At 42.2% G+C, this 12,229-nt stretch carries 10 protein-coding genes; 3 read left to right on the forward strand and 7 right to left on the reverse strand.

The annotated features are described in order from the left end of the window. The first annotated feature begins 66 nt into the window (after nucleotides 1-66). From OSCIL6407_RS0110970 to OSCIL6407_RS0110980, 3 genes are all read left to right on the forward strand, one after another. Nucleotides 67-2,856, forward strand: a complete 2,790-nt coding sequence (locus OSCIL6407_RS0110970; RefSeq protein WP_019487219.1) for a M48 family metalloprotease — start codon at nucleotides 67-69, stop codon at nucleotides 2,854-2,856. Nucleotides 2,857-4,101: 1,245 nt separating this feature from the next. Continuing rightward, the gene (locus tag OSCIL6407_RS0110975; RefSeq protein ID WP_007357663.1) at nucleotides 4,102-4,650 is read left to right on the forward strand and encodes an RNA recognition motif domain-containing protein; all 549 of its coding nucleotides are present in this window, start codon (nucleotides 4,102-4,104) and stop codon (nucleotides 4,648-4,650) included. A 365-nt stretch (nucleotides 4,651-5,015) separates the two neighbouring features. Continuing rightward, entirely contained in the window at nucleotides 5,016-6,494 is a 1,479-nt protein-coding gene (locus tag OSCIL6407_RS0110980) for an MFS transporter (protein ID WP_007357662.1), read from the forward strand. Here the strand turns inward: OSCIL6407_RS0110980 and OSCIL6407_RS0110985 are convergent. The 7 genes from OSCIL6407_RS0110985 to OSCIL6407_RS36695 all read right to left on the reverse strand — a co-directional run bounded on the left by OSCIL6407_RS0110985 (nucleotide 6,491) and on the right by OSCIL6407_RS36695 (nucleotide 12,195). Next, entirely contained in the window at nucleotides 6,491-7,201 is a 711-nt protein-coding gene (locus OSCIL6407_RS0110985; protein WP_007357661.1) for an SDR family NAD(P)-dependent oxidoreductase, read from the reverse strand. The genes OSCIL6407_RS0110980 and OSCIL6407_RS0110985 overlap by 4 nt on opposite strands. After that, the gene (pyrF, locus tag OSCIL6407_RS0110990) at nucleotides 7,201-8,109 is read right to left on the reverse strand and encodes an orotidine-5'-phosphate decarboxylase (RefSeq protein ID WP_007357660.1); all 909 of its coding nucleotides are present in this window, start codon (nucleotides 8,107-8,109) and stop codon (nucleotides 7,201-7,203) included. Before pyrF ends, OSCIL6407_RS0110985 begins: the two co-directional genes overlap by 1 nt. Before the next feature lie 93 nt (nucleotides 8,110-8,202). Further along, entirely contained in the window at nucleotides 8,203-8,820 is a 618-nt protein-coding gene (locus OSCIL6407_RS0110995; RefSeq protein WP_007357659.1) for a GTP cyclohydrolase II, read from the reverse strand. A gap of 194 nt (nucleotides 8,821-9,014) precedes the next feature. Beyond that, nucleotides 9,015-10,652, reverse strand: coding sequence for an NAD(P)/FAD-dependent oxidoreductase (locus OSCIL6407_RS0111000; protein ID WP_007357658.1), 1,638 nt, complete (start codon nucleotides 10,650-10,652; stop codon nucleotides 9,015-9,017). A 74-nt stretch (nucleotides 10,653-10,726) separates the two neighbouring features. Next, nucleotides 10,727-11,284, reverse strand: coding sequence for an SLOG cluster 4 domain-containing protein (locus tag OSCIL6407_RS0111005; protein ID WP_007357657.1), 558 nt, complete (start codon nucleotides 11,282-11,284; stop codon nucleotides 10,727-10,729). A 12-nt stretch (nucleotides 11,285-11,296) separates the two neighbouring features. Then, complete coding sequence (locus OSCIL6407_RS36690) at nucleotides 11,297-11,719, reverse strand: DMT family transporter (RefSeq protein ID WP_007357656.1); 423 nt, start codon at nucleotides 11,717-11,719, stop codon at nucleotides 11,297-11,299. A gap of 137 nt (nucleotides 11,720-11,856) precedes the next feature. Further along, nucleotides 11,857-12,195 (reverse strand): EamA family transporter, encoded by a 339-nt coding sequence (locus OSCIL6407_RS36695; RefSeq protein ID WP_007357654.1) that lies wholly within the window; start codon nucleotides 12,193-12,195, stop codon nucleotides 11,857-11,859. Between the last annotated feature and the right edge of the window lie 34 nt (nucleotides 12,196-12,229).

Genomic DNA, 12,229 nt, shown 5'->3' on the forward strand with positions numbered 1-12,229 from the left:
TTTGATGTCTATTACAAATTTTAAGGTCTAGGCTATCTTGGAAAAGACGCTATCCAAGGGACTTTCATGGCATCTCCTAGCAATCCCTCTCTACCAGATTCATCTATTAAACCCTCTCTGGAAGATGGTTTAGCTGCTTTGAAAGCAAAAGATTACCCCAGCGCGATCGCACATCTAGAAGCTATTGCCAAAGCAGAGGCAAATCAGCGATCGGGTTTGCGGGCACAGATGGGATTGGTGATTGCTTATAAAAAGACTGGGAAAGTCAAAGACGCGATCGCTCTCTGTTCCGCTTTAACTAAAAGTTCCAACAGTCAAGCAAAAGCTTGGGCCTCCAAAACATTAAAAGATTTAGTCAAGCGTCATCCACCAAAGATAGCAGGGGAGCAGGGGAGCAGGGGAGCGGAGGAGCGGGGGAGCAGGGGAGCGGGGGAGCAGGGGAGCGGGGGAGCAGGGGAGCAGGGGAGCAGGGGAGCGGAGGAGCAGGGGAGCGGGGGAGCGGGGGAGCAGGGGAGCGAGGAAAAGCAAGAAGCGGGGGGTTTAGCTTTAGAATTGCCAGATTCAGAAGAAATATCCCCAGTTGAAACTGGTTTTATTCCGTTTGAATCTCCAGCGATCGCATCTCCACCGATAACTACCTCTGCTTCTGAAACAGCACCACAAGCTGACTTAACAGGATTTGTCCCCTTCGATGCGACTGCGGTACCAACTGTTCCAAGTAAAGTCATTAAACAGAATGTCGTTTCCTCGCCATCAGCAACTTCCCAAGTCCCTAATATTAAGCTTTCTAAGCAGAATGATACAGATACAACGCCGCCAATATCTCTCAAAGGCGATGCCGAAGTTGACTCCCATCTTCTCGATACTTCGGAGACTTTACAAGGCTCACCAGAGGAAGAACAAAGTCGCGAGCATAATCCCAATTTGGCAAAAAATTATAGCACTGAAAGTAGTAGCTATCAATTAACTTGGCGAAAGAGCGATCGCGCTCAGAAATGGCGACCCCTCAAACCCCTAAAATTTGGTCGTTTTTGGTTGGAACAGATAGCAACTGGACTCGCTCTATTTTGGGTGACTGTCACTGTGGTGAAATTTCTCCTAACTACTGTCAATACTGTATTACTTCACTTTTATCTATTAACAAAGATTCCTTTATTAAAGCCAATTCAGCTTTTTTATCTCAACCCCGCCCCATTTTTACAATTCACATTTGGGTTGCTCTTAGTTTTCTCGCCCTGGTTAATGGACGCACTATTAAAGCAGTTTCACGGCTTGCAACCGCTACCCATGACCAGCTTATTTAATTATAGTAAAGAAGCTAATGGGGTACTGCGAAGTTTTTGCCGAAAAAGAGACTTGCCAGTACCTACTATAAAAGTTTTGCCGACTAGCGTTCCCATCGCTATGACTTATGGTTGCTTACCCCGATTCGCCAGAATTGTAGTTAGTCAGGGATTGTTAGAACAACTTTCAGAAGATGAAATTGCTGTTGTTTTTGCCCGCGAGTTGGGGCATATCGTTCACTGGGATTTTGTAGTAATGTCCCTGGCAACAATAGTGATTCAAATTCCCTACACTATCTACTGGCAAGCTGGATATTGGGGAGATCGAGCCAAAGAGTTGCCAAATATTCCTATATCTGTTCGAGGATTTATAATACCTTTTCTGCGGGGGGTAGCGATCGCTATTTCGTCAGCTAGTTATGGCATCTTTTGGCTGCTGCGGTGGCCCGTTTTGTGGCTATCACGGCGACGAGTTTATTATAGCGATCGCCTCGCGGCTGAAATTACAGGTAATCCTAATGCCTTGACTCGCGCGATCGCAAAAATGGCGATCGGTATTGCTGAAGATGTCCGCCAACAGCAGCAAATTTGCCCTCTACTCGAAGGCTTTGAATTTTTGACACCCTTGGGTGTCAAACAAGCCGTTACACTTGGTTCTGCCGCATCACTAGCCCCTCTGGAAACCCTTTTACAATGGGATATACACAACCCTTACCGCAAGTGGTTAGAAGTCTATAATACCCATCCTTTAATCGGAGAACGCTTACACTTATTAACCCTCTACGCCCAGCACTGGAAACTAGAAACTGAGCTAGATTTAGCAACCAAGCCAGCAGGGGAGCTCTTGAGCGGCCAAGCAGGGGAACAGAAGCGCAATTCTCGCTTACCAATTACCAATTCCCAATTACCAATTACCAATTACCAATTACCAAAACTGCTGTTACAAGGTGCTCCCTTCTTCGGCATTCCTATGAGTTTAGCGATCGTTGTCGGGATTTGGTCGATCGGGTGGATTTTCTCACTCTTCGACATTTGGCAACTAGATTGGCTTAAAGGCGATCGCGGCATTCTGATCGGTTGCTTACCTATTGGCTTTAGCCTCGGCACTTTTATCCGCATCAACTACTTCTTTCCAGACATTAAACCCTCGGCAACGGCGGAACCAACAATAACAGAGATATTATCTAACTCAGAAGCTTTACCTCTAGATAGCCAGCCTGTCCAACTCCAAGGCAAACTCCTCGGTAGAAGCGGCATCAACAATTGGCTGGGACAGGATTTAATTCTGGAAACTGCCACTGGCTTAGTGAAATTACACCATCTGTCCATACTCGGCCCGATTGGCAATCTGTGGCCAGTACCAACCCGTCCCTCGGATTTAATCGGAAAATCAGTTATTGCTACTGGATGGCTTAGGCGAGGGCCGACTGTGGCGATCGATCTGGAAAACTTACGGACTGAAGGCGGCAGAACCAGCTATAGCGGTCATCCCATCTGGTCTACGATTTTAGCCTTTGCTGCGGCTCTCTGGGGAGCCTACATTATCTTTAATACTGGCAGATTGGGGATATGAGTTTTGAGTTTGGTTTTGTAGGGGCGGTGCCCCCGTACCCGCCCTAAGCCTTGAGTTTTGAGTTAAAACAGTCAGAAATTAACCCTTCCTTATTTCCTTTTCCTTATTTCTCCCTCATCAGCCTTGCTCCCTCTCTCCCCTGTCCTCTGTGCTCCCCTGCCTCTATCCTCTTCATTATGTAAAGAAAAGTTGCAATTTTATCGATTAACTGTTACATTTAGTTACATGAAATTGATTGACCCAGACTACGGTATGCCCTCTATAGGTTAGAGCCATTAAGGTATCACGTACAAATTGTCAACCTCCCAACACAGTAAGTTTAGCCAGCCGCACCTGTCGGCTGTTTTTTTAGCTACTCGCATTTAGAGTTAAATTGCTAAGCACTTAAAACTACCTAGCTTTAACTTAAGATTGAAATCTTGGCTACAGGTAGCTGTGTCCTCAAGGCTGTGATACCTTTAATAGGATACTTGAACGCTGTCCTACCCAGCTCAAGGGATACCAGAGTTCAAAAATTGAATTTAGCATTTGGTTAGAGATGAAGTTACTTACTCTAAAAAAATTTAGTCGTTGTGTCCCTCATCGTACTAAACTGAGTAGTGACAAATCTTGACCACCGCGAGCAATGCCCCGACTGGGGTAGGGTAGGCGCTGTTACTTTAGTAGCCGTCAATCCCATTTTGCTAAAATCCAATTAGACAAGTCTAGTCTTAAAAACCTGCCCTGGGACTGAGAGGAAGTCACGCTTGAGGAGCTTGCTGCAAGGCAAGGATAGCAGACCGCCATTTTTGGCAAAAGGATTGCGCCCAGGAACCAGCAGCTTTAGGGGTATTAGGAGCGAAACTTCCTAATTATTCCATCTCCTTATAGGGGTGGAAGTGTCAAATCCGGGTTACTTGAACTTGAAATCGTTGGAAATTAATTTCTACAGTCCTGGCTATAAAAATTCTGCATCAACACGGGAAGCAAATAACGCAGAACTAATATCTAGCCTCAGTTTTTAAGTGATGACCACAAGTTTACACAACAACCTTACAGTTAAAAATTCTCTGCCTTGGTTTCCAAGTGCAGGGGTAAGAAGAGTTAATCATCTTTTTTTACAAAGTGAGGTGCGGTGTCAACCTTGGTTAGATGAACGCGCAGGTTATGCGGTTGGGTCATGCTGCCTTGCAGTTAACTTTCAGTTGACTTCAGGTAATGATTTTCTAGCAAACTAATTACAGTCCAAGTCTGGAGGAATATTTCATGTCTATTCGTCTCTATGTAGGCAATCTCCCTAAAGAACTCGAACGCCAAGAACTGCAAGCAGTTTTTGCTGAGGAAGGCGAATCGGTTTCTGCTAAGGTGATCACCGATCGCAAAACTGGCAAATGTCGGGGGTTTGGGTTTGTGACGGTAGCTACTGACGAACAAGCCGATCAAGTAATTGAAAAATACAACGGCTTTATGTTCAAGGAAAATCCCCTTAAGATTGAAAAGGCATTGCCTCGGTCTAAGGGGGGCAAAGGTGAAAAGGGTGATGAAGATCAGCCTCAGCAGCAGTCCCAGTCTCAGCCTCAATCGCAACAACAACCTCCACAGCAGCGTTCTGCGCCGTCTCCCGGTGGCGGTGGCGGTGGTGGCGGTGGTAAAAGCGGCGGTCGTCGGCGGGGTGGCGATAATAAGTCACGCCGGGGTGCGGGTGCAGCAACTAGCTATACTGCCGATTCTGGTTCGGTACAGCCAGATCCTCGCTGGGCTAGTGCTCTGGAAGAACTCAAGCAAAGGCTGGCGGCTGCTCAAACTAATTCCTAAAACTGCGATCGCAGAGGATAGCGCGAGAACTTCAGCTCTAGACTTGGGTTGACACTCCCCGGTCTCCAGACACGGGGATTATTAAGGACAAGATTTTTGGGATAAATCCACAAAAATCTTGGTTCTTAATTGACAGAGATTAAAAAATACCAACTCCTTTACGGCTAAAACTAAGCACAGAAGAACATCGCACCCTGTGTAAACTTAGGTAGATGCGATCGCGAGTAATTCCTGAATCAGCGTTCAAGGTAGCAGCCTTTTTCCATCTCCTATTTCTGGTTAGCAAGCCTTAAACTGTGCAGCCTTAAGTTAGTAGTGGACTGAAAAAATGGCACAAAGTCTGATAAATAATTAGTTTTAGTGCCATGCAAAATAAGGAAAAACAAACTTTACAGATCCACTCAGAACCAAAAGCTTCTGAAAAATGGTGGGCACTCTTCGGGATTGGGACTGGTGTGTTTATGTTTGGTTTGGATATCCACATCGTTACCCTCGCCCTACCAACATTAGTTGAATCATTCCACACTAACTTTATTACCATTCAATGGGTAGCGATCGGTTATTTACTGATGCTCAACGTTTTCGTGTTAGCTGTGGGTAGGTTGGGTGATATGTACAGTAAAAAGCTGTTGTACCTGACTGGAATGCTCTTGTTTACACTGGGTTCCCTGCTATGCGGACTAGCACCTAATGTTAGTTTTTTGATTGGCTTTAGAGTCGTTCAAGGCATAGGATCTGTGTTTATTGCTGCATTAGGTACGGCAATTATTACAGAAATATTTCCTGAAAAACAACGGGGACAAGCACTCGGTATTATAGCCGGAATTTTTGCCATATCAATTGCCCTCGGCCCAACGGTAGGAGGACTATTAATTAATTTATGGGACTGGCCTTTAATATTTTGGGTGAATGTACCTATTGGTGTAATTGCCAGTTGGATTGTACTTAGAGTTGTACCCAAAGAGATTATTACTAAAGAGTCACAACCCTTTGATTGGATTGGCGCGTTGTTGATGGCAATCAGCCTATCTTGCTTTGCACTCGGCATAACTTTAGTTCAAAACCAAGGTTTCGGTAGTATCAAAGTGCTGATTCTATTCACTTTGGCTGCCATCAGCTTAGCCTGTTTTTTGGCGATAGAAGCTCGCATTCAAGCACCCCTACTCAACCTAAAAATTTTTGAATCGCTAGAGTTATCGCTTAATCTATTAATGAATTTTATAGTTTATCTTGCACTCACAGGTGTGATTTTTATCATCCCTTTCTTTTTGGAATTAGTGAAGCATTATCCTGCTAGTCAGGTGGGTTTGTTAATGGCGGTGCAGCCTATGCTAAATGGGCTAATTTCACCAGTTTGTGGAATTATGTCTGACCGATTTGGAGAGCGAATTATCAGCTTAATTGGATTGATTTTAATGGCATTTGGGTATTTAGCGATCGCCACTTTTAATAGCGAGTTGACTTCATTGGGTTATATTGTGCGGATGATTCCTGTAGGGGTAGGGATGGGAATGTTCTACGCTCCCAATAATAGTGCTGTGATGGGAGCAGTGTCAAAGGAATACTTAGGTATCACTTCTGCATTATTGTCTTTGTCGCGGACATTCGGACATATGAGTGGCGTGCCAATTTTGGGCGCTTTGTTTTCAACTTTTACGATTGCTACAGCTAAGCTATCTGGATTTGATGTTAAAGATGTCACAGATGCACCTGTTGAGGCATTAGTCTTTGGAGTGCAGGCGACTTTTCACACCGCTGCAATAGTTATGGCAGCTTTAGTAATTGTAACATCTGTCTTCTGGGTGTTAGAGAAAGTGGAGAAACCTGTTGTTACAACATCTTAAGTATACTGTCCTCCATTGATATTTAATATGGAGCCTGTCAGATAATCAGGTGCATCAAAGGCAACATAAGTCACGAAGTTTGCAATTTCTTCTAATCTTCCTTTTCGCTTAATATGCGTAGTTTCGATCGCCTGAGATTGTCTCTCAGAAGACACCCCTTGGGACATTGTAGATTCAAATATTCCTGGATTGACTCCAATAATCACCGAATTCTGACTAGCCAATGACTTCGATAAACTTAATACTAATCCATTGAGTCCGGCTTTAGCAATTCCATAGGCGATATCTCTACTTCCAACATAAGCCGCCGCCGAACCAACTATGATTACTCGCGTGGGAATATTTTGGGTTAGACACCTTTTAATGGCCGCAATCATAAAATGAGCAATACCTACCAAATTAACTTGAATATTTTCATATAAACTATCTTCTTCAAAACTGGAAGAGTTAAATGTTTCGTCACCAAACTTACCAATACAACTAACAAAAATAACTTTCTTATAGTTAAAAACAGGAAGTGTATCTATTGTTGCTCGAATTTGACTCCGGTTGCTAAAATCACAGGCAAGATAGTAACTTAAATTTTCAAGGCAAGTTGCTTGTGGTAAATCTATGCCAAAAATATCGGCATTCAAATCTTCGCGACAGGAAATAGCCGAACCTAATGCTCCTTGCACACCCAATATTACAAGTAAATTATCTTTCATTAGTTACCAGATTTTTTCGTGATTTCAACAAAATACTCAACTTTTTTTCGCATTGATAATTGATATTCTTCTAAAGACATATCTAGGTTTGAGAAATAGGTTATCCCCCTAGAAATTGGTACGATCGCACCCTGACCATCATGATTAAAATTGATGAATGTATTTTCGATTTTACCACCTTGGCTTCCTACTCCCGGCACTAAAAAGATAGCATTCGGCATAATTTCCCTTAACTGTTTTGCTTGTTCGGGAAATGTAGCACCTACCACAGCACCGATAGAGCTGTAACCACTTTTGCCAATACTATCTTTGCCTAATTGATTAACTAATTCTGCTAAATAGTAAGAAATAGTTTTTCCATTCACAACTCGATCTTGAATCATTTGGGAACCAGGATTTGAGGTTTTCACCAAAATGAATAAACCTTTATTACATTTAATAGCCGTTTCTACAAATGGCTCTAAACTGTCGTCTCCTAAAAATGGATTAATCGTGATACAATCTACTTCTAGATCCGATTCGATTGTCAATCCATTTGTTAATTTTGTCTTTCCTTCTAAATATGCTTGAGCATAGGCAAGTGAGGTGGAACCGATATCTCCTCTTTTCGCATCCATAATCACTAAAAGTTTTTGATTTCTAGCATATTCAATAGATTGAGCTAGAGCCTTTATACCTGCACTACCAAATTGCTCGAAATAGGCAGATTGAAACTTGACTGCTGGAATCAAATTGTAGGCAGTATCAATCGCCAGTTTTGCAAAATTAACTAAGGCATTTGTAACAGCTTGAGAATCGCCGCTAGCTGGAAGGATAGCCTTTGGCATTAAATCAAAATTCGGATCGATGCCAACTACTATATTACTCGTTTGGGTGATTTTTTCTACAAGGCGATCGCTAAATTGCATAGTTTACTTTCCAGAATATCTTGATTGAACACCAACTACTTTAGGTCAAAAAATGCCTGATTTTTTTAAAAAACACTCTCACCAAATAATCTATCATTGAATGTCATGGCCAAATTGAATTTTTTTTGATATTAAATATTTTTGCCATTCTTTTTTGTGACTAACCAAAGGTATTCTTTGATTTACTTTAACACCATTGGCGATTAAAAAATTCTCTTTGTCAAGATTATTGCTCATCAGGTTCACCACTTTGATATTCAAATCCTTCAAAATCAAAATAGCCGGATAATAACTCCGCTGGTCTACTTGAATACCTAAATGTGAAAAAGCCTCAAACGTCGTATAATTTCTTTGTTCCATAAGCGCATAAGTTTTTAATTTATTTGTCCATCCAGCACCTCTCCCTTCGTGGTTAAAGTGATATATAATTAAACCATTTTCTGAGCGCTCGATCGTATCAATTGCTTGCCTGAGTTGCCAGTTACAGTCGCATCTTTGACAGCCAAAAATGTCGCTTGTGTAGCAAGCGGAATTAATTCGCAATAAAATTGGCTCTTCCGGATTTTCAATATTGCCTTTATAAATAACTCCATGCTCTGCCTCAACTCCATCCATTCTTATTTTATAACCGCCCATTAACAGGTTAACTTTCTCCTTAAATAATAATGATATACCAAGAACTTTATCCACTATTGTCGGCGATGTAGTCATGCTAAATTTCCTGAGAGAATCGCTCTAAATCTGACAAAATATCTACTGATTATGCACCCTAATATGAGTTAGACAATGGCACATAAAGTAGTGTGTTAATGCCAAAATCCTGGTTATATCAATCCATAACGGAAGTCTGACGAGCCATAAAGCTTGATTTAATCATAATACTTGCCTAAGTCCTCCCTACTATTTCAAATGCTATAGATTGCTTCCATTTCCGGACTGGTAGAAAATGTTTTCCACGAAAGAAAGTGCAGATTAATGTCATCATTTTTGAAATCTATATAACGCTTACTTGGGTCAGATAACCTCAAAGCGGGAGGTAAAAAGTCAGCGCTATCGAGCATAATCATAATTTTTTGTGCGGCATCTTTTGGTGCAGTCTCTCCTATATCTACCGATTCCACAATAGCAACAGCAGCATCCCATAATTTTCTAAATTCTTCATTCTTCGGATCTATATTAAATAAACCCAATGGTTCATGGGCATCAGGTAGGACTGAATAATCGCCAGTTTGAATGAATTTTTTGTGCATCATTCCTAACCTCAAACCACCCAAACCTACAGCGAGATACCACATCCGAAACCAAGCATTCCAAAGATCGAAGTCTCTAAACGAGATATATGAGCAGTTAACCAATTGATCGTTATAATTGATAGTATTCTGTTGCAACTGTTCTATATACTCGAAGTGTTCTGTTGAAAAATCGTTGTCGGCAACAGCTTGCAGAATTCTATTAGCAAGGACATCAATAATCGCGGTGGTATTAGCAAGTCCTCTCGAAAAAAGCGCATCGATAAAACCAGCAGCGTGAGATGTCAGGCAATAGCGATCGCCCACGCATTTTTTGACAGAATATTGCAGGCGAGACGTGGAAGTCCAACTCCGCACTGGTTTCGCTTCTTCAAATTGTTTCGCGATCGAAGGAAACCTGGTCAGAAACTGCTTCCATTCTGCTTCAGGTGGTGTGTCATTTTTAGGAAAGCGTCGGGAATCCAAGCACAAACCAACGCTGCACAAAGGGTTGGTAGCATCTTTATGGTTGTTGAAAGGAATTACCCACATCCAGCCACCATCAAAGATGTGATGCAGCGTACACTGAGACCAGGATACAGGCTGATCGAGTACATTTTTAGGGTGTACGCAGTCCTCGTAAGGTTTTACACCAACCATGTGAGTAAACACAGTACGAGAGTGAGTTTTCATGCGAGTTGGTGTTTCCCGTAAATCAAACTTTTGAGCTAAGGGAGAACGATAACCGCTGCCATCTACTAAATATTTAACTCTGAATTTTTCTCCTTGTTCTGTTTTTAAGTCAACACCTTGCTCGTCAATATTTATGTCGATAATTTTTGTTTTCTGTCGGCATTCTGTCCCATAACGTATGGCAGTATGAAACATATAGGAATCAATATCCTGCCGATACCAGTGGTTCTCCGGTTGTCCGGGAATTAAAGTTTGAGTAACTTGTTGAGGATTTTGGTCTTCCTCTTGGCGGTGATAGACAAATCCAAAACCCAGTTTAATACCACAAGACGATGTTACCTTTTGACGAATATCTTGAAAGGTAGCAAGATTTTTGAGTTCGGGAACGCCATAGCGATCGCCCATCAATTCTAACATCTTTGAGGTATGGGGTACGGTTGATTCCCCAATTGCAAATTTCGGATGACTATCTGCATCAATAAGCAACACACGAACATTATGCTTAGCAAGAATTGCGGCTAGGATACTGCCACTAATCCCAGATCCCACAATGCCAACATCAAACTGGTTCTCTTCTGAGGAGCATACTTTCTTAGCGTTCAGTTGGCCTTGCACTTGCATATTTTTATATAGCTCAAACAATTTTGTTCTGTGTGACTGGAATCTTGATTTTAGTGTAGCATACGAATTGCAAATCATTCTGTCATTTTTTGACAAATCTGATTGACCAAATTCTCAGGATCGTTATCAAATATCACTTGACTACTTGTTTTCTTCTTCAAGGCTTCCATTAATATTAAAATATATTCTGTCATGCCTCCAGTATCACTTAAAATTCCAATTAGTTTACCCATGTCATAGGCATTTGATAACTCATTGAGAGTTCCCCAACGTCCACTAATAAAGATAGCTGCATCAGATTCTGCGACAGATGAAACATTTCTATATTTGCGACAAACGGCTGCATTATCTTTGTGCTTATAATCTGGGGGTATCCAAACTATCTCATCGTATAATTCTAAAGGCGTTTCCATCACTGCGAGATGATTGTCTGGACTATATGTGGCGGAGAATCCCATAGAATAACCGCCTAAACTCTTAGCTCCCAGTACAGCCTGTAGGGGAATTCCAGTACAGGCTCCTGTGATAATACAATTGCCGGTTCTAGCAATTTGCTCTCCAACTTTTCTGGCTTTTTGATTGACAGAATCTTCGGTATCTATAGCCGAACCAAAAACACCAATTTTTTTCATAATAAAAATCAACTAAATTGATTTTATAGAAGATCTAATTGTAGCTTTTTTGCCCAATGCAACCATTATCAAAACGAGCAAAGCTATAGCGATAGTAAACATTGTAATCTGTTCTTGTAGAAATAATGCTGAAGCAAAAATAGTCAAGAACGGCTGTAAAAGCTGCATTTGACTAACTCGTGCTACGCCGCCGATCGCTAGTCCATGATACCAAGCAAAAAAGCCCAGAAACATACTAAATACACTGACATAGCTAAAGCCTAACCATGCTGACCATGAGGCGTGAAGGCCGTGTTGGAGGATCGCGATCGCCACAGGCACGACCAAAAATGGAGCAGACAGAACTAATGCCCAGTAGATTACCTGCCATCCCCCCAACTGGCGGGATAAGTGTCCCCCTCTCGGCATAGCCCACAGCAGCAGCAACAACTGCACCCAGTAAGGCGAGGTCAGCTATCTGTAAAGTTCCATCTCCTGTGATTACCGTAAACAAGACAACAATAGCACTACCAATACCACTACACAGCCAGAATGGGGTTGTTGGGCGATCGCGCCCGTTCTCAAGGCTCCTGCTAAGCGGTAGCTAAGGGCAAAATCCCTAGCACGATCGCGCCATGAGAAGCTGGCAACCAACGCATTGCCCAAGCTGAAAGTAGGGGAAATCCGACAATCACACCAGCCGCTACCACGCATAAAATGGATAGATGTTTGCGGGATAGTAAAGGTTGCCGAGTGATTTTGAGTAAAATAATTGCCAACAATGAAGAAGCTACTATCGCACGCCCTAACCCGACAACAGTTGAATCGATTTCAGCCACTGCCAGACGAGTTGCCGGCAGTGTCAGACTAAATATTAGGACACCAAGAAATCCGTAGGCTAGCCCTACTGTTTCTGAATCAATTTGTTTCAATTTCTGCCGTAATATAAACGAGTTTAGCGATTAG

The organism is Kamptonema formosum PCC 6407 (genome assembly GCF_000332155.1).
Classification (GTDB): domain Bacteria; phylum Cyanobacteriota; class Cyanobacteriia; order Cyanobacteriales; family Microcoleaceae; genus Kamptonema; species Kamptonema formosum.

What these genes read in the sequence shown, in the direction of transcription:
- OSCIL6407_RS0111000 (WP_007357658.1), bottom strand. Translation starts at nt 10,652, where the DNA reads ATGCAAGTGCAAGGCCAACTGAACGCTAAGAAAGTATGCTCCTCAGAA.
- OSCIL6407_RS0110985 (WP_007357661.1), bottom strand. Translation starts at nt 7,201, where the DNA reads ATGAAAGATAATTTACTTGTAATATTGGGTGTGCAAGGAGCATTAGGT.
- OSCIL6407_RS0110975 (WP_007357663.1), top strand. Translation starts at nt 4,102, where the DNA reads ATGTCTATTCGTCTCTATGTAGGCAATCTCCCTAAAGAACTCGAACGC.
- OSCIL6407_RS0110995 (WP_007357659.1), bottom strand. Translation starts at nt 8,820, where the DNA reads ATGACTACATCGCCGACAATAGTGGATAAAGTTCTTGGTATATCATTA.
- pyrF (WP_007357660.1), bottom strand. Translation starts at nt 8,109, where the DNA reads ATGCAATTTAGCGATCGCCTTGTAGAAAAAATCACCCAAACGAGTAAT.
- OSCIL6407_RS0110970 (WP_019487219.1), top strand. Translation starts at nt 67, where the DNA reads ATGGCATCTCCTAGCAATCCCTCTCTACCAGATTCATCTATTAAACCC.
- OSCIL6407_RS0110980 (WP_007357662.1), top strand. Translation starts at nt 5,016, where the DNA reads ATGCAAAATAAGGAAAAACAAACTTTACAGATCCACTCAGAACCAAAA.
- OSCIL6407_RS0111005 (WP_007357657.1), bottom strand. Translation starts at nt 11,284, where the DNA reads ATGAAAAAAATTGGTGTTTTTGGTTCGGCTATAGATACCGAAGATTCT.